Origin of the sequence: Albidovulum aestuarii, from assembly GCF_029961185.1 — a bacterium.
Classification (GTDB): domain Bacteria; phylum Pseudomonadota; class Alphaproteobacteria; order Rhodobacterales; family Rhodobacteraceae; genus Albidovulum; species Albidovulum aestuarii.
On sequence record NZ_JASBQQ010000002.1, the window covers coordinates 339,761 to 356,856 of the forward strand.

A 17,096-nucleotide genomic window follows, 5' to 3' on the forward strand; every position below is an offset into this window, starting at 1 on the left:
TTATTCGGCCGCCTGCGCCGCCGGGTTGTTCGGATGGGTCGTCCAGTTGGCATAGTCGCCAACCGTCTTGCCGGTGCGGGCATCGACCTCACCCTTCGCAAGCTCGCGCATGGTGATGCAGTTTTCCACCGGACAGACATCGACGCAGAGATTGCAGGCGACGCATTCCTCATCCTTGACGCTGAACACGCGATCCGCACTCATCGCAATTGCCTGATGGCTGGTATCCTCGCAGGCGGCATAGCAGCGGCCGCATTTGATGCAGAGATCCTGATCGATCTCGGCCTTGGTGACGTAGTTGAGGTTCAGATACTGCCAGTCGGTGACATTCGGCACCGCGCGGCCGACCAGATCGGCAGTCGAGGTAAAGCCCTTCTCATCCATGTATTGCGACAGGCCGGAGATCATCTCCTGCACGATCTTGAACCCATATGTCATTGCCGCCGTGCAGACCTGCACATTGCCGGCACCAAGCGCCATGAACTCGGCAGCATCCCGCCATGTGGTCACGCCACCAATGCCCGAGATGGGCAGACGGGCGGTTTCGGCGTTGCGGGCAATCTCGGCCACCATATTCAGCGCGATGGGCTTGACCGCCGGGCCGCAATAGCCGCCATGGCTGCCCTTGCCGTCAATGGTCGGTTCCGGCGCGAAACTGTCGAGATTGACCGAAGTGATGGAGTTGACGGTATTGATCAGCGAAACCGCATCCGCCCCGCCGCGCATCGCCGCCTCGGCGGGTTTCCGGACATCTGTAATGTTGGGCGTCAGTTTCACGATGCAGGGCATACGGCTGTATTGCTTCACCCAGCGCGTCACCATCTCGATATATTCCGGGACCTGCCCGACGGCCGAGCCCATGCCGCGTTCGGCCATGCCATGGGGGCAACCGAAGTTGAGTTCCACCCCGTCCGCACCGGTATCCTCGATCCGGTGCAGGATGTCCTTCCAGCTTTCCTCATCGCAGGGCACCATGAGCGAGATGATCAGCGCCCGATCCGGATAGTCGCGCTTGACCGACTTGATCTCGCGCAGGTTCACCTCCAGCGGGCGGTCGGTGATCAGTTCGATATTGTTGATGCCCAGAACCCGGCGGTCAGCGCCATAGACGACGCCGTAACGCGGCCCGTTGACGTTGACGACCGGCGGGCCTTCGGAACCGAGCGTCTTCCAGACAACGCCGCCCCAGCCCGCCTCAAAGGCGCGGCGAACGTTGTACTCCTTGTCCGTCGGCGGGGCCGAGGCCAGCCAGAACGGGTTGGGGGATTTGATCCCGATGAAATTCGATGTCAGGTCTGCCATATCTCAGGGCTCCTTCCTTTCGTGGCGGATCACGTCGAATCCGCCGAAAAACATGCGTTTGCCGTCATAGATGCGCGACGGCGGTTGCGGCATCCTTGGATCGGCCAGCGCCTTCTTCCAGCCGCTGTCCCGTGCGCGTTTCGTGGGCCAGAGCACGAAGCCGACCGCCACGGCCTCCCCTTCGTCTTTCAGAACCGCACGCGGGAAAGACGTCACTTCGCCGTCGCCCAGATCGTCAGCCCAGCCATCGAGAACCTCGCTCGCGCCACATTCGATGAAGAGCGGCGCAAGCTTCTTCGCCTCGCGCAGATAGGCTTTGCGGTTCTGTCCCGGCACCGGGATGACTACGACATCGACGATGGCCATTGGCCCCTCCCGTCAGCTCAGGCTTGCGTGGATATCCTCCGCCGCGTCGCGGCCCTCGGCGACGGCGGTGACGGTCAGGTCCTCGCCGCCCGACGCGCAGTCGCCTGCCGCCCAGACGCCCGTGACCGAGGTCCGGCCCGTGCCGGTAACAGCGATCTTGCCGCCTTCGATCTTCAGCCCTTCCGGCGCGCCGGTCAGCGTCTGGCCGATAGCCTTCATGACCTGATCGGCCTTCAGGCGGAAGGTTTCGTCCTTTTGCTTGAGCCCGTCGGCGCTGTCCTCGGTATAGGCGAATTCGACCTCCTGCGCGGCACCATTGCCGACGACCCGCACCGGCGCGGCGTTATGGATGATCCGCACCCCGACCGAGGCCGCATGTTCCTGTTCATGGCTGGAGGCGCTCATCCGCTCCTGCCCGCGGCGGTAGACGATGGTGACGTTCTCGGCGCCGAGCAGTTTCGATTGCACGGCGGCATCGACTGCCGTCATGCCCCCACCGATCACCACCACGTCGCGACCGATGGGCAGCTTCGCCTTGTCCGGCTGCTGACGCAGCTCGGCGATGAAATCGACGGCAGAAAGGACGTTTTTCAGGTCCTCGCCCTCGGCACGCAGCGCGTTCACGCCGGCAAGGCCGATGGCCAGCACGACCGCATCGTGATCCGCCTTCAGCCCTTCCAGCGTCAAACCCGACCCGAGCGCCTTGCCGTTCTGCACGGCAATCCCGCCGATTTTCAAGAGCCAGTCGACCTCGGCCTGAGCGAACCCGCCCGGCGTCTTGTAGCTGGCGATGCCGTATTCATTCAGGCCCCCCGCCTTGGGACGCGGATCGAAAATGGTGACGTCGTGGCCCTTCATCGCAAGGCGATGCGCGGCCGAAAGACCTGCCGGTCCGGCACCCACAACTGCGATGCGCTTGCCGGTCGCGCTTGCCCGCGCGAAGGGATGGACGCCCTTTTCCATCAGTGTATCGGTGGCAAAACGCTGCAGGCGGCCGATCTCCACCGGCTTGCCCTCGGCCACCTCGCGCACGCAGACCTCTTCGCACAGCTGTTCAGTCGGGCAGACCCGCGCGCACATGCCGCCAAGGATGTTCTGCGAAAAGATCGTCTTCGCCGCCGCTTCGGGTGTGCCGGTGGCGATCTGGCGGATGAACAGGGGAATGTCGATCGAGGTCGGACAGGCCGTCATGCAGGGTGCGTCATGGCAGAAATAGCAGCGGTCGGCGGCCACCCGTGCCTCATGCCCGTCATAACGCGGCGCGATGTCGTCGAAGTTTCGGGCATAGTCCTCTGCCCCGAGGCGTCCGGCAGCGATACCGGGTGTGAGCTGGCTGTTCGTCATCGACGGCCTCCCTGATCCGTTCTTGTCAAAAAGGCTGCCACCGAATCAATTTTTTATCAACTGGTAAATTTTTTAGAATGACTTTGCGGTTTTTCCCTTAAGTAAGCTGGGCTTAAACCCCGTTCACGGGCCAGAAACTCTGTCAACGCAGCGGGAAAGTCGCGCTTTCCACCGACTGCCCAACCGCGTATAACCGCCAGAGAACAAGGCCCGCGATGCAAAGACGGGCCCCCGGACAGGACCGATCGAGGACATCGATGACAAAACCATCCCATGACAGCGACGTGGCCTTCATCGAGGCGCTTGCGGAACTTCTGAATTCCAAGAACCTCGCTGAAATCAGCGTGAAACGTGAATATGGCGACAATGACCGGCTGAATGTGACGGTCTCAAAATATGCGGTTCAGGCTGCGGCACCTGCCGCTCCGATGCAGATGGCTGCCCCCGCAGCCGCGCCTGCGGCCCCGGTTGCCGCCCCGGCTGCAGCGCCTGCGGCTTCGGCGTCGGCAGACCCGGCCAGCCACCCGGGCGCGGTTACCTCGCCCATGGTCGGCACCGCGTACCTGTCCCCCGAACCCGGCGCGGACCCGTTCATCTCGATCGGCGCCGCCGTCAAGGAAGGCCAGACCGTGATGATCGTCGAGGCGATGAAGACGATGAACCATATCCCTGCGCCGCGCGCCGGGACCGTCAAGCGCATCCTCGTCGAGGATGGCAGCCCCGTCGAATACGGCGCGCCGCTGCTCATCATCGAGTGAGGGCGCGATGTTCGAAAAAATCCTGATCGCCAACCGGGGCGAGATCGCGCTGCGCGTCATCCGCGCCTGCCGCGAGATGGGTATCCGCTCGGTCGCGGTGCACTCCACCGCCGATGCCGATGCGATGCACGTGCGGATGGCGGATGAAAGCGTCTGCATCGGTCCGAACTCGTCCTCGCAAAGCTACCTGTCGATCCCGGCAATCATCTCGGCCTGTGAAATCACCGGGGCGCAGGCGATCCATCCGGGCTACGGCTTCCTTTCCGAAAACGCCAGTTTCGTGCAGGCGCTTGAGGACCACGGCATCACCTTCATCGGCCCAACCGCGGAACATATCCGCATCATGGGCGACAAGATCACCGCGAAAGAGACCGCGAAAAACCTCGGAATTCCCGTGGTGCCGGGTTCCGATGGTGGCGTCGCCGATACGGCGGCGGCCAAGAAGATCGCGGCCGAGATCGGCTATCCGGTCATCATCAAGGCGACCGCCGGCGGCGGCGGGCGCGGTATGAAGGTCGCCAAGGATGAAAGCGAGCTTGAAATCGCCTTCCGCACCGCGCGGTCCGAGGCCAAAGCCGCCTTCGGCAATGACGAAGTCTATATGGAGAAGTACCTCCAGCGTCCGCGCCATATCGAAATTCAGGTTTTCGGCGATGGCAAGGGTCAGGCTGTGCATCTGGGCGAACGCGACTGCTCGCTCCAGCGCCGCCACCAGAAGGTGTTCGAAGAGGCTCCGGGCCCCGTAATCACCCCAGAACAGCGCGCCGAGATTGGCGCGATCTGCGCCAATGCGGTCGCCAAGATCAACTATATCGGCGCTGGCACGATCGAGTTCCTCTTTGAGGACGGCGAGTTCTATTTCATTGAAATGAACACCCGCCTTCAGGTCGAACACCCGGTCACCGAGGCGATCTTTGGCGTCGATCTGGTGCGCGAACAGATCCGCGTCGCCGAAGGTCTGCCGATGTCCTTCACCCAAGGTGATCTTGTGGTGAACGGCCACGCGATCGAGGTCCGGATCAACGCCGAGAAACTGCCAAATTTCTCACCCTGCCCCGGCAAGATCACCCAGTATCATGCACCGGGCGGTCTCGGTGTGCGGATGGATTCGGCACTTTACGACGGCTATTCGATCCCGCCCTATTACGACAGCCTGATCGGGAAACTGATCGTCCACGGCCGCGACAGGCCGGAGGCGCTTGCCCGCCTGAACCGCGCACTCGGTGAACTGATCGTCGACGGGATCGACACCACGATTCCCCTGTTCCATGCGCTTCTGCAAGAGCCGGATATCCAGAGCGGCAACTACTCCATCCACTGGCTGGAAAAGTGGCTGGCGAAGGAATTCGGCTGATCCGGAGGCATGGCCGCCCGGGGTGGCCATGCTGACGCCCGAACTGATGCTGTCGGGTTATGCCCAGGGCATATTCCCGATGGCAGAAGGACGCGATTCCGAGGATCTGCACTGGATCGACCCACGACTGCGCGGTGTCATTCCACTGGACAAATTCCATATTTCGCGATCGTTACGGCGCGAAATACTGCGGAAAAATTATACAATTCGAATTAACTCATCCTTTTCCGCGGTTGTCCGCGCCTGTGGCGACCGCGATGAAACCTGGATCAACAGCGCGCTTTTTACCCTCTATGGCGGGCTCCACGATATGGGCCATGCCCATTCATTGGAGATCTGGCAAGAGGAGGAACTGACCGGCGGGGTCTTTGGCATCACGCTCGGTGCAGCCTATTTCGGGGAAAGTATGTTTTCGACCCGCACCAACGCCTCCAAGATCGCACTTGCCTATTTGGTCGACCGGCTGCGTCAGAGCGGCTTCACGCTCTTTGACACCCAATTCCTGACGCCACATCTCGCTTCGCTCGGCGGCGTGGAAATCCCCCGCGCTGACTATCGGAGAAGATTGGCCGAGGCCTTGGAACGCGAGGCGGACTATTGTGCCGTCTCTGTACCTTCGGCCGAGGGGATGTTGCAGCGCATGACCCAGACGTCATAACGCGGATCGTCCATGGCCGACAGCGCCGGGCTGGAGGCGATCATCCAGCCATCGAACGCCACCGCGCCCGATTTTGCGTCGGCGATGGTCACGAAGGCATAGGCGTTCGAGGATGGGTCGGTCACCGGGTAGCGGCAGTCACCCAGCGTCACCGCCAGACGACCGAACTCCTGTGTCTCTCCCACGGCAAGGTCGATATCGGTCGTCGTGCCGGCCACCTTGTCGAGGCCGCGCAACAGCGCGCCCGGAGCGCTTTCGACATCCTGCGCAAGCGCCGCGCCGGAAAGGGCAAGCATGGCGGCCACCGCCAAAAGGGATTTCATGGCGCGTCGGTCCCTGCGCCTGAATCATCGCCACCACCGGCGAATTTCATCATCAGCGCGATGACGCTGACAGCGCCCTGGGTATCTTCGACCTCGGCGCCAGGTTCCAGGTCCAACGGACTGCCACCGGGCAGGATTTCGACGAAGGCGCCGCCAAGCAGGCCTTCCGACGCAATGACGGCGGTGCTGTCATCGGGGACGGCGATGCCGTTCTTCACGGTGAATTTCGCATCGGCGAAGAAGGTCTGCGGGTTGAGCGCCAGTTCTGTAACTGACCCGACCTTGACCCCCGCCATGCGGACATCGGTGCCGACGGTGATGCCTTCGACCGAGCGGAAACTGGCGGTCAGGTCATAGCTGTCAGTCGCCCGCGAAAGCCCGCCGCCTTCGGATGCGTAGACAAGAAATCCAAGTGCCGCGGCCAGAACGCCCGCGCCGGTCAGAACCTCTGTGACATTCTCGGCCACTATTCGGGGCTCCAGGCCTCGTAGTCCCGCCGGTCAGCGGGGGCCGCGTGGCGGATCGAGCCTGCGGGCGCATAGGCCAGCGCGGTGCCGGTCAGGTTGGCCTCATGCGGCTTTTCCCAGGATTTGTGGGCCAGTGCAGCCTTGGTCGGCGGCTCATTCCAGGTGAAATGCAGCCAGCCATGCCAGTCGGGGCTGACCCGCGATGCCTCGGATTCACCGTTATAGATCACCCAGCGGCGCTTGCCGTCACGGGTTTCATAAAAGCAGTTGCCCTCGGCATCCTCACCCACCTTCACCCCCTTGCGGGCGGTGAACAGCTGGGTTCCCAGCGTCTGGCCATTCCACCAGGTCAAAAGGCGCAGCAGGAATTTCATCGGCAACCTCCGGGCAGTCCTGCCCCCTTATAACCGAGGCGTGGGTGAGGTCTAGGGGCTACGGTCATGATGCCGGGGCGGACCCCGTGCAGATCACTTGTTTTGGTAGCTGCGGACATGGCCGACCATCTCGCCCACCACGCGTTTCAGCTGAAGGATGTCAAAGCCGCCAACGACGCGATAACCGCGCTCAAACAAAGCCTCGATTTCCTCCTTCGTATTCGCCGGTCCTCCGCCAAGAGGGATTCCTGCCGCCATCGCCGCGGCCTCGATCCGCGCGACTGCCGCCCTGAAATCGGGGTGGTCGAACTGGCCGTGTATGCCGAGCGAAGTCGAGAGGTCGAAGGGCGCGACGAAAGCCATATCGACGCCCTCCACAGTGAGTATAGCGTCGATGTTCTCGACCGCGCTCACCGTCTCGATCAAAAGGCAGCAGACAGTCTTGTCGCCATAGGTCGGAAGGTAGTCGAGCGGTGGAACTGACCAGCGGGAATGCGCCACGAAGGCGCCCCAACCCCGGACACCGAGTGGCGGATAGCGCATCGACGCAACACAGGCCGCCGCCTCTTCCGCCGTGTTGACCAGCGGAAACATGATCCCTTCCGCGCCCATGTCGAGCGCCAGCTTCACATTGGCCGGGTTGTGATCGATCACGCGGACCATCGCGGCGCAGTCCGTGCCCTGGGTTGCGGTGATCATCGCATGCATCGTCTCGTTGTTCGTCGCCGCGTGTTCCCGGTCGATATAGAGGATGTCGAGGCCCGTTACCGCCAGTGCCTGCGCAACCGCAGCCGAGGGGATCACACAAAGCTCTGACGAAAGGCGACGTCCCGGTTCGCGCAACTTATCCTTCAGACGCATGTCGGAGCCCCCTTGGTTAACCCGTCGCGACGCGCTCTCGTACGCAGTCAATCAGCCGGTTTCACTTTAGCGAGGGAACCCAAGCACACAAAGAAAAAGGGTGGGTCCATCTGGCCCGCCCTTATTCGATGACAATCACATCAGCTGGCGCTCGCAGGCGCTTTCTTTTGCTGTTCGGCATAAATAAGAAGCGGCTTCGCACCCGACTCCACTGCCTCTTCGTTGACCACGACTTCTTCGACCGAGGTCATGCCGGGCAATTCGAACATGGTGTCGAGGAGGATATCCTCCATGATCGATCTGAGGCCCCGCGCGCCGGTCTTGCGCTTGATCGCACGTTTGGCGATGGCCGTCAGAGCGTCGGCGGTAAAGGTCAGCTTCACGCCTTCGATGTCAAAGAGCCGCTGGTATTGCTTGACGAGCGCGTTCTTCGGCTCGGTCAGGATCGTGACCAATGCGTCCTCGTCCAGATCCTCCAGCGTCGCCAGAACCGGCAGACGACCGACGAATTCCGGGATCAGGCCGAATTTCAGGAGGTCTTCCGGCTCCAGCTCTTTGAACAATTCGCCGACATTGCGGTCATCGGGGGATTTGACCTCGGCACCGAACCCGATGGCCGACCCCTTGCCGCGCTGCGCGATGATCCGGTCGAGACCGGCAAATGCGCCGCCGCAGATGAAGAGGATATTGGTCGTGTCGACCTGCAGGAATTCCTGCTGCGGATGCTTGCGCCCACCCTGCGGCGGGACGGATGCAACCGTGCCTTCCATGATCTTCAGAAGCGCCTGCTGCACGCCCTCGCCCGACACATCGCGGGTGATTGAGGGGTTGTCGGACTTGCGCGTGATCTTGTCGACCTCGTCGATATAGACGATGCCGCGCTGCGCGCGTTCGACATTGTATTCCGAAGCCTGCAGAAGCTTCAGGATGATGTTCTCGACATCCTCGCCGACATAGCCGGCCTCGGTCAACGTCGTCGCATCCGCCATGGTGAAGGGCACATCGAGGATACGGGCCAAAGTCTGAGCGAGCAGCGTCTTGCCGCAGCCAGTCGGGCCAATGAGCAGGATGTTCGACTTTGCCAGTTCGATATCGGCCGATTTCGCCGCGTGGTTCAGGCGCTTGTAGTGGTTGTGAACGGCGACCGACAGAACACGCTTGGCATGGACCTGCCCGATCACATAGTCGTCCAGCACCTTGCAGATATCGCGCGGCGTCGGCACGCCATCGGAGGATTTGAGCCCGGTGGACTTCGTCTCCTCGCGGATGATGTCCATGCACAGCTCGACGCATTCGTCGCAGATGAACACGGTCGGGCCCGCAATCAGCTTGCGCACCTCATGCTGCGACTTTCCGCAGAAAGAGCAGTAGAGCGTGTTCTTGCTGTCGCTGCCTGAATTGTTCGCCATCGTCACCCTCTGCGGCCTGTTAACTCGCGTTTGTCGTCTTATTGGCTGCCCTTTTGGACAAGATTAGGGCAGCCATGGGGTCATCACAATGCCAAAATACCCGACCCGGATCACGGATTCAGGTGCCAGGCATCACTTCTTTTCATCTTCCCCCGTCCGCGCCGAGAGAATCTCGTCGATCAGGCCCCAGTCCTTGGCCTCTTCCGGCGACATGAAATTGTCGCGTTCCAGCGCCGCTTCGACCTTTTTCACCGGCTGACCGGTATGCTTGTGATAGATCTCGTTCAGGCGATCCTTGAGCTTCTGGGTCTCCTGCGCGTGGATCATGATGTCCGTCGCCTGGCCCTGATAGCCGCCCGAAGGCTGGTGGACCATGACGCGCGAATTCGGCAGCGAGAACCGCATGCCCTTTTCGCCCGCCGTCAGCAGAAGCGAACCCATCGACGCGGCCTGCCCGATGACCAGCGTCGAGACTTTCGGCCGGATATACTGCATCGTATCGTAGATCGACAAACCGCTCGTAACCACGCCGCCGGGCGAGTTGATATACATCGCGATTTCCTTCGACGGATTTTCCGCCTCAAGGAACAGAAGCTGGGCGCAGATCAGCGTCGACATGCCATCATGGACGGGGCCGGAGAGGAAAATGATCCGTTCCTTCAACAGCCGCGAAAAAATGTCATAGGCCCGTTCCCCGCGCGAGGTCTGTTCGACCACCATCGGAACGAGGGTGTTCATATAGATGTCCAATGGGTCTTTCATGCTCGTCCGCCTCTCGCTGTTCCCTGATCCCATGCTTACGTATGGAACCTTGACCGAGTCTTAGTAGCGCGTTCCGGGGGCTGCAAGGGCTGGCGCGCCCGAAGTGCCGCGTTCAGAGGCAGGGCCAAGAAAATTCAAATTTTCTTGGCAAAAATCTTTCGAAGATTTTTGCGCCGAAGGAAACGCGATGCCGACGCCGCTGGACCGGTCGCCTTGCGCAGGCTAGTCCTGCGTCGGAAAAAGTCGTGAGGTCGACATGGACATATGCGCTGTTTCCGCAGCGGAGCTTTCGCGCCGGCTGACCTCGGGTACTTTGACTGCACGGGCCGTGATGGAGGCCTATCTCGACCGTATCAGCGCGATTAATCCCGACCTGAACGCCATCATTTCGCTCCGCCCCGCCGAGCATCTGCTAGCCGAGGCCGACGCGGCCGACCGGTCACCCCGGCGCGGCTGGCTGCACGGAATGCCGCTGGCGGTAAAGGACGTCGTCGCGACGAAGGGGCTTCGGACAACCTATGGCTCCCCCCTTCATGCCGATTTCGTGCCCGAGGCCGACGACCTAATCGCTGCACGGATGCGGGCTGCGGGTGCGATCTTCATCGGCAAGACCAACACGCCGGAATGGGGACATGGGTCGCACAGCTACAATCCCGTCCACGGCGTCACCCGAAATCCCTATGACCCGACACGTACGGCCGGGGGCTCCTCCGGCGGCGCTGCGGCGGCGCTTGCAGCGCGGTTGGTGCCGGTGGCCGATGGGTCCGATACGATGGGCTCTCTGCGCAATCCGGCCGCCATTTGCAATGTCTACGGCTTTCGCCCGACCTGGGGGCTGGTACCGCAGGACGCCGTCGGCGACACGTTCATCAACACCATCACGACCGACGGCCCGATGGCGCGCAGCCCCGAGGATATCGCGCATTTCCTTGAAATCCTCGCAGGTCCCAACCCCGAAACACCGCTCGGGCGCGCGGCAGAAGCCTATTCTTCGCTCCTTGATACCGACATCAAGGGCAAGCGGATCGGTTGGCTTGGCGACTGGGACGGGGCTTATCCGGTCGAGGATGGCATTCTCGACCTTTGCAGGACTGCGATTTCTGCCTTTGAAGACCTCGGCGCGATTATTGAACCCCTGCCATCGCCGTTTCCTGCCGAGGAGCTTTGGGACAGCTGGACGGTACTCCGCTCCGCCATCAACGCCCAAGCCAAGCGCGATCTGCTGGAGAACCCGGAAAAACGCGCCCTGACGAAACCCGAAACGCTTTGGGAAATCGAAACCGGTCTGACCCGGACGACCGCCGATCTCTTCCGCGCCAGCGAAATCCGCTCGCGCTGGTATGCCGCCGCGGCCCGGCTCTTCGACCGCTTCGATGCGCTTGCGCTGCCATCCGCTCAGGTCTGGCCCTTCCCAACTGACTGGACCTGGCCGCGCGAGGTGGCCGGACGCCGGATGGACAGCTATCATCGCTGGATGGAGATCGTCGTTCCCGTGAGCCTGATCGGCCTGCCCTGCCTGTCGCTTCCCGCCGGGTTCGGCGCAAACGGCCTGCCCATGGGGGTCCAGTTGTTTGGCCCAACCGGCGCGGACGCAAGGATCCTCGCCATGGGCCATGCCTATCACCGCGCGACCGACTGGCCGTCGCAGCGACCACCGGTGCTGTGATGGCGGGCAATGATCATCCCGAACTCAAACTGCGCCTTACGCTCAGGGGCGGCGAATGGCTCGGCCCCGGCAAGGCCGACCTCTTGGAGGGGATCGCGGAAACCGGCTCCATCTCTGCCGCAGGCAAGCGGATGAAGATGAGCTACAAGCGCGCCTGGGGCCTTGTGGAGGTGCTGAATGGCATGTTCCGTGAGCCGCTTGTCACCTCAAGCCGGGGCGGGGCCGGGCATGGCGGGGCGGAACTGACCGAAACCGGGCACGCCGTTTTGCGGCTTTACCGGCAGATGCAGGCCAATGCCGTCAGTGCGACCGAGGCCGAAATCGCAGAACTGATGCAACTGACCGATATTCCCGACCGGAAATAACGCTTGCACGACAGGTGAAAGCGCCGTTATCTCCGTCAGGACATAACGGAACACCATGCGCCTGATCCTGACCTTCGCCCTTTGCCTTGTCACCGCCGCCGCGCGGGCGGAATCGGCTTTGGTCGCGGTCGCCACCAATTTCCATCCGGCGGCCGAGGAGCTTGCGGAGGCCTTCACAGCAGAGACGGGCCACGATCTCCGCCTGACCGCCGGGGCAACGGGCAAGCTCGCCGCCCAGATTGCAAACGGCGCGCCGTTCGACGCGTTTCTCTCCGCCGACACTGAAACGCCTTTACGGCTGGCGGCTGAGGGTCATGCGCTGGCCGACACGGGCTTCACCTATGCGACCGGCGCGCTCCTGCTCTGGTCCGCCGATCCTGCGCGCGATCTTTCAGACCCTGCCGCCGCAATCGAAGCGGCCCGCCATGTCGCCATCGCCAACCCAGCCCTAGCACCATATGGCAAGGCTGCGATGCAGGTCATTGAAAAATTGCATATTTCGACCATCTCGGCCGACAAAATCGTGACCGGAGAAAACATCGGTCAGGCCTATGCCCTGGCCGCCTCTGGCGCGGCGGATATCGGCTTCATCGCGGCCTCCGCGTTGCCCGCAACCGGCACGGCATGGCCGGTCCCACAAAACCTGCACGACCCGATCCTGCAGGACGCCATCCTTCTTGCCCACGGAGCCGACAATCAAGCCGCCCGCGCCTTCCTCGACTGGCTGCACAGTGATCCGGCCCGGACCATCATCCGCAGCCACGGCTACGAGGCAGGCGAATGACCGACCTCGCCCCTCTCTGGCTTACGCTACGGCTTGCGGCCATCGTAACCGTGCTGCTCCTGATCCTCGGCACACCATTGGCCTGGTGGCTCGCCCGCACCCGCTCGCGGCTCGCCCACGTGATCGAGGCCATAACCGCCCTGCCGCTGGTGCTGCCGCCCACTGTGCTCGGCTTCTACCTGCTCATCGCCTTCAACCCCACCGCCCCGCTGGGTCAGTTCTGGCTGAACGTCACCGGAACGACCCTCACCTTCTCCTTTACAGGCCTCGTCCTCGCCTCGCTCCTCTACTCGCTTCCCTTCACCGTCCAGCCTCTGCAAACCGCCTTTACCCAGCTCGGCCCCGCGCCCTTGGAGGCGGCGGCGAGCCTTGGCGCACGGCCGCTTGACGCCTTCCTGACGGTCGCGGCCCCCCTGTCGCTCAGGGGCTACCTGACCGCCGCTGTCCTCACCTTCGCCCATACACTCGGCGAATTTGGCGTCGTCCTGATGGTCGGCGGCAATATCCCCGGCGAAACCCGAGTCATCTCCATCGCGATCTACGAAAAGGTCGAGACGCTCGACTATGCCACCGCGCATCTTTTGTCGGGCCTTCTGCTCGGCCTCTCCTTCCTTATCCTGCTCGCGCTCTATGCGCTGAACGGAAGGCGGCGCGCATGAAAGATCTGGCAATCAATGTCGCGCTGCAACGCGATGATTTGACTATTGAAATCAATGAACGCGTGCCTCTGTCCGGCCTCACTGCGATCTTCGGGCCAAGCGGCGCAGGCAAGACGACGCTGCTTCGCCTCATCGCAGGATTCGAGCGCGGAGCGGGCGAGATGCGCTTTGGCGACGAGGTCTGGCAGCAGGGCCGCCACTTCACCCCGCCGCATCACCGCCGCGTGGCGACGGTTTTCCAGCAGCCCCGGCTCTTCGACCATCTCGACGTGGCGGGCAACCTCGCCTATGCGGCCCGGCGCGCCGGGCAGATGGACGCGGTAGCGGCAATGGTCGCCCGGTTCGCCCTGGATCCACTTCTCTCCCGGCGCCCGGCGACCCTGTCAGGCGGAGAGGCGCAGCGCGTGGCGCTGGCGCGCGCGCTTCTGACCGCACCGAGGCTGGTGCTGATGGACGAACCCGTGACGGCACTCGATCAGGCACGCAGAAACGAGATACTGCCTTTTATCGAAAGCTTGCGCGACGAAGCGAATATCCCGATTCTCTATGTCAGCCATTCGCTGGCCGAGGTCACCCGACTTGCCACCCAGATACTGACCCTGGCAGATGGTCGCGTCGCTGGACTCGGCCCGGCCGAGGCGATCCTGCCCGGGCTTGCCGCAACCCCGGATCAGCCGGGCGAGGAGCCGGGCAGCCTGATCACCGCGCGCGTCCGGCGGCTAAGCAGTGACGGGCTTTGCGAATTGCATTTCCCCGGCGGCAGCATCTTGACCCCCGGACGGGTCGGGCCGGACGGGGCCGAAGTGCGGCTGATCATCCGCGCCCGCGACGTGATGCTGTCGCGCGACCGGCCCGAGGGCCTTTCCGCGCTGAATATCCTGCCTGCCACTGTCACCTCGGTCACCCCTGTTGGCGCTGCCTCCGCCCATATCAGCCTTGATTGCGGCGGAACCGCCATTGCGGCGCGGATCACCATGCGATCGGTCGCGGCGCTCGGACTTTCGCCGGGCGTAAACTGCCACGCTATCCTGAAATCCGTCGCACTGGCGCGGGACGCATTGCCTTCGCCGTGAACGCCGCTAGGGTTTGCCCATGACCCGGTCCGCCCTCATCGTTGCCCATGGCCAACCTTCCGATCCTGAACCGGCCGAGGCAGAAATGGCGCAACTGGCGCAATCCGTCGCCTTGCATCTGCCCGGCTGGCAAGTGCGCGCAGCGACGCTCGCAGCGCCGGGCGCCCTGAAGTCCGCACTGGATGCACTTGATAACCCTGTGGTTTTCCCGTTTTTCATGGCTGACGGATGGTTCATCCGCACACTCCTGCCAAAACGCCTGTCAGAGTCCGGGCATGAAGGGCTTCCGGTCCTGACACCCTTCGGCCTTCTGATCGAAACGCGCTCCCTTGCGATCCGGACCGCCCGCATGGCGGCGGCTGAGCGGAACTGGGGCGAGGCGGACACGACGCTGATCCTCGCTGCCCATGGCTCCGGTCGCAGCCCCTACCCGGCCGAAGCTGCTCGCACCATTGAAGATGCCTTTACCGCCGGGACGGGTTTCGCCAGTATCCGTACCGGCTTCATCGAGGAAGAGCCTTCGCTCGCCCACGCGGCAAGGGATGCCGGAGACAAGTCGCTTTGCCTGCCGCTATTCGTTGCCCGTTGGGGCCATGTGATCGGTGATATTCCCGAAGCCCTTGAAACCGCAGGATTCACCGGCCACCTGCTTGATCCGATTGGCACCCATCCGGAAGTTCCCGCCCTGATCGCAAAAACGATCCTTGACGCGCCATAGCGTTTCAACTGCCGCGAACACTCACGGCAAGGCACCATTTTCTTCACCAACAGCACATACCCTGCCAACGGGCATCGACTTGCCCCGCCACCTTATGTAACAGTTTCATGACAGTTTCGTAAAATTTGAGACTCGAGCACAGAAAAGGAAAGAATCTTGTCAGAAACCTCCCCTCTCCTCTTCCTTCTGCATGTCGCGGGCGCGGCGGCACTTCTGATCTGGGCCGTGCGGTTGGTGCGGACTGGGGTGGAGCGTGGCTGGTCGGTGCCGCTCAGACGGCTGCTGCGGCAGGGGGCGGAGCGACGGGCCATCGCGGCTTTGTCGGGAACGGGCGCGGCCATTGTCCTGCAAAGTTCGACGGCCGTTGCGATCCTGACATCGAACTTCGTGGCGGCGGGCACACTCGCCGCAGCAGCGGGGCTGGCCATTTTGCTTGGCGCCGATCTCGGCTCGGCCATTGTGGCGCAGATCCTTCTCACGCGGGCCGACTGGTTCGTGCCGGTTCTTCTGGTCGCGGGCGTGGCGATGTTCCTGAAATCGCAAAGCCGGGACTACCGCATGGCAGGCCGGGTGCTCATCGGGCTAGCGCTGGTCTTCGTCTCGCTCAGCATGATCCGCGATGCGACCGAGCCTCTGCGCGACAGCAAGGGGCTGGTGACCGCGATGACCTATCTTGGCGGCGATCCGGTCACCGCCTTCGTCATCGGCGCGCTCTTTGCCTGGGCGGTGCATTCCTCGGTCGCTGCCGTCCTCCTCTTCGTCACGCTGGCGGCGCAGGGCGTCCTGCCGGTAACGGCGGGGATTGCGATGGTGCTCGGTGCCAATCTCGGCGGCGCCATCATCGCCTATGTTCTGACACTCGGGGCCGAGATTGAGGCGCGCCGGGTCATCGTGGCCAATCTTGCGCTCAGGGGTGGCGGCGCAGCCCTCGCGCTTTTCGCCCTTTCCGCTTTTGCCCTGCCGCTTGACTATCTGGGGGCCACTCCCGCGCGGCAGGTCATCAACCTGCACCTCGTCTTCAACCTCGCGCTTCTCCTGATCGCCCTGCCGGTCACGCGCCCGGTGCTGGCGCTCGTTTCCCGCTGGATCGCACCACCTGCGCAATCCTCGAACCTGACCCGCATCAGCGCGCTCGACCCCGCAGCCCTGACGCATCCCGACCGGGCTTTGGCCTGCGCTACGCGCGAGATCCTGCAGATGGGTGAAGGGGTTGAGGCAATGCTGCGATCCGTCATCGGGCTCTATGACGAATGGGACGACACGGCCGCCAGTGCGATCCGTGCCAAGGAAACCGAACTCGACAAGATGCATATCGCCATTAAGCTCTATCTCGCCAAGCTGCACCGGACCGCGGATGGAGAAGAGGCAACTCAGAAGAGCCTGGAACTCGCCGATATGGCCGTGAACCTCGAAAGCGCGGGAAATACGATCGCCGATGTGATGCTGGCGCTGGCCCGCCGCCGCGACCAGAGCGGCAGCGCCTTTTCAGAGACTGGCTGGAAGGAGATCCGCGATTTCCACGACCGGGTGCTGTCGAACGCGCAATCCGGGCTCAATGTTCTGATGACGATGAACCCCGACGCCGCCCGCGCGCTGGTGGAAGAAAAAGACCGCGTTCGAGACATGGAGCAAAGACTTCAACGCTCGCATCTCGATCGCCTGAAACAGGGGCTGACGGAAAGCATCGAAACCTCGAACATCCATCAGGAAACGCTCAGGGCGCTGAAACAGGTGAACTCGGCCTTCACGATGATCGCCTATCCGATCCTGTCGGAAACCGGCGACCTGCTGTCCAGCCGTCTGACCCGGCAGCAGGGCTAGGCCGGAACGCCGGAAGGGAAGGATTTTGATCC

19 protein-coding genes are annotated in these 17,096 nt (G+C 62.8%); 10 read left to right on the forward strand and 9 right to left on the reverse strand.

The window, feature by feature from the left end:
• From preA to QKW60_RS06460, 3 genes are read right to left on the reverse strand one after another with little or no spacing between them, the layout of a single operon-like run.
• Window positions 1-1,302, reverse strand: a complete 1,302-nt coding sequence (gene preA, locus QKW60_RS06450; RefSeq protein WP_282367378.1) for an NAD-dependent dihydropyrimidine dehydrogenase subunit PreA — start codon at window positions 1,300-1,302, stop codon at window positions 1-3.
• Between the two features lie 3 nt (window positions 1,303-1,305).
• Window positions 1,306-1,668, reverse strand: a complete 363-nt coding sequence (locus QKW60_RS06455; protein WP_282367380.1) for a DUF1428 domain-containing protein — start codon at window positions 1,666-1,668, stop codon at window positions 1,306-1,308.
• A 12-nt stretch (window positions 1,669-1,680) separates the two neighbouring features.
• Window positions 1,681-3,012 carry an NAD(P)-dependent oxidoreductase gene (locus QKW60_RS06460; RefSeq protein WP_282367382.1) on the reverse strand — a complete coding sequence of 444 codons (1,332 nt, stop codon included), beginning with the start codon at window positions 3,010-3,012 and terminating at the stop codon, window positions 1,681-1,683.
• 257 nt (window positions 3,013-3,269) lie between these two features.
• Here QKW60_RS06460 and accB point away from each other — a divergent pair, with 257 nt between their 5' ends.
• From accB to aat, 3 genes are read left to right on the forward strand one after another with little or no spacing between them, the layout of a single operon-like run.
• Window positions 3,270-3,770 carry an acetyl-CoA carboxylase biotin carboxyl carrier protein gene (gene accB / locus QKW60_RS06465; RefSeq protein ID WP_282367384.1) on the forward strand — a complete coding sequence of 167 codons (501 nt, stop codon included), beginning with the start codon at window positions 3,270-3,272 and terminating at the stop codon, window positions 3,768-3,770.
• A gap of 7 nt (window positions 3,771-3,777) precedes the next feature.
• On the forward strand, window positions 3,778-5,124 hold the full coding sequence (gene accC / locus QKW60_RS06470) for an acetyl-CoA carboxylase biotin carboxylase subunit (protein WP_282367385.1): 1,347 nt from the start codon (window positions 3,778-3,780) through the stop codon (window positions 5,122-5,124).
• A gap of 28 nt (window positions 5,125-5,152) precedes the next feature.
• Window positions 5,153-5,782 carry a leucyl/phenylalanyl-tRNA--protein transferase gene (gene aat / locus QKW60_RS06475; RefSeq protein ID WP_282367386.1) on the forward strand — a complete coding sequence of 210 codons (630 nt, stop codon included), beginning with the start codon at window positions 5,153-5,155 and terminating at the stop codon, window positions 5,780-5,782.
• Here aat and QKW60_RS06480 read toward each other — a convergent pair.
• The 6 genes from QKW60_RS06480 to QKW60_RS06505 all read right to left on the reverse strand — a co-directional run bounded on the left by QKW60_RS06480 (window position 5,719) and on the right by QKW60_RS06505 (window position 9,978).
• The gene (locus QKW60_RS06480) at window positions 5,719-6,105 is read right to left on the reverse strand and encodes a DUF2155 domain-containing protein (RefSeq protein WP_282367387.1); all 387 of its coding nucleotides are present in this window, start codon (window positions 6,103-6,105) and stop codon (window positions 5,719-5,721) included. The two genes, aat and QKW60_RS06480, sit on opposite strands and share 64 nt — an antisense overlap.
• A complete protein-coding gene (gene mlaD, locus QKW60_RS06485; RefSeq protein ID WP_282367388.1) occupies window positions 6,102-6,572 on the reverse strand; it encodes an outer membrane lipid asymmetry maintenance protein MlaD in 471 nt (156 codons plus the stop codon). Before mlaD ends, QKW60_RS06480 begins: the two co-directional genes overlap by 4 nt.
• Entirely contained in the window at window positions 6,572-6,946 is a 375-nt protein-coding gene (locus QKW60_RS06490) for an NADH:ubiquinone oxidoreductase subunit NDUFA12 (protein WP_282367389.1), read from the reverse strand. The genes mlaD and QKW60_RS06490 overlap by 1 nt, the downstream gene beginning before the upstream one ends.
• 93 nt (window positions 6,947-7,039) lie before the next feature.
• Window positions 7,040-7,807 carry an HpcH/HpaI aldolase family protein gene (locus QKW60_RS06495; protein ID WP_282367390.1) on the reverse strand — a complete coding sequence of 256 codons (768 nt, stop codon included), beginning with the start codon at window positions 7,805-7,807 and terminating at the stop codon, window positions 7,040-7,042.
• A gap of 140 nt (window positions 7,808-7,947) precedes the next feature.
• On the reverse strand, window positions 7,948-9,216 hold the full coding sequence (gene clpX, locus QKW60_RS06500; RefSeq protein ID WP_282367391.1) for an ATP-dependent Clp protease ATP-binding subunit ClpX: 1,269 nt from the start codon (window positions 9,214-9,216) through the stop codon (window positions 7,948-7,950).
• A gap of 132 nt (window positions 9,217-9,348) precedes the next feature.
• Window positions 9,349-9,978: an ATP-dependent Clp protease proteolytic subunit gene (locus QKW60_RS06505; protein ID WP_282367392.1), complete on the reverse strand. Its 630-nt coding sequence runs from the start codon at window positions 9,976-9,978 to the stop codon at window positions 9,349-9,351.
• A gap of 256 nt (window positions 9,979-10,234) precedes the next feature.
• Between QKW60_RS06505 and QKW60_RS06510 the strand changes: the two genes are divergently transcribed.
• The 7 genes from QKW60_RS06510 to QKW60_RS06540 all read left to right on the forward strand — a co-directional run bounded on the left by QKW60_RS06510 (window position 10,235) and on the right by QKW60_RS06540 (window position 17,064).
• The gene (locus tag QKW60_RS06510) at window positions 10,235-11,644 is read left to right on the forward strand and encodes an amidase (protein WP_282367393.1); all 1,410 of its coding nucleotides are present in this window, start codon (window positions 10,235-10,237) and stop codon (window positions 11,642-11,644) included.
• Window positions 11,644-12,009: a winged helix-turn-helix domain-containing protein gene (locus QKW60_RS06515; protein WP_282367394.1), complete on the forward strand. Its 366-nt coding sequence runs from the start codon at window positions 11,644-11,646 to the stop codon at window positions 12,007-12,009. Before QKW60_RS06510 ends, QKW60_RS06515 begins: the two co-directional genes overlap by 1 nt.
• Before the next feature lie 55 nt (window positions 12,010-12,064).
• Window positions 12,065-12,793: a molybdate ABC transporter substrate-binding protein gene (gene modA / locus QKW60_RS06520; RefSeq protein ID WP_282367395.1), complete on the forward strand. Its 729-nt coding sequence runs from the start codon at window positions 12,065-12,067 to the stop codon at window positions 12,791-12,793.
• Complete coding sequence (gene modB, locus QKW60_RS06525; protein ID WP_282367396.1) at window positions 12,790-13,452, forward strand: molybdate ABC transporter permease subunit; 663 nt, start codon at window positions 12,790-12,792, stop codon at window positions 13,450-13,452. Before modA ends, modB begins: the two co-directional genes overlap by 4 nt.
• Window positions 13,449-14,525, forward strand: a complete 1,077-nt coding sequence (modC, locus tag QKW60_RS06530) for a molybdenum ABC transporter ATP-binding protein (RefSeq protein ID WP_282367397.1) — start codon at window positions 13,449-13,451, stop codon at window positions 14,523-14,525. The genes modB and modC overlap by 4 nt, the downstream gene beginning before the upstream one ends.
• A 19-nt stretch (window positions 14,526-14,544) precedes the next feature.
• The gene (locus QKW60_RS06535; RefSeq protein ID WP_282367398.1) at window positions 14,545-15,243 is read left to right on the forward strand and encodes a CbiX/SirB N-terminal domain-containing protein; all 699 of its coding nucleotides are present in this window, start codon (window positions 14,545-14,547) and stop codon (window positions 15,241-15,243) included.
• A gap of 156 nt (window positions 15,244-15,399) precedes the next feature.
• Window positions 15,400-17,064: a Na/Pi cotransporter family protein gene (locus QKW60_RS06540; RefSeq protein ID WP_282367399.1), complete on the forward strand. Its 1,665-nt coding sequence runs from the start codon at window positions 15,400-15,402 to the stop codon at window positions 17,062-17,064.
• The last annotated feature ends 32 nt before the right edge of the window (window positions 17,065-17,096 follow it).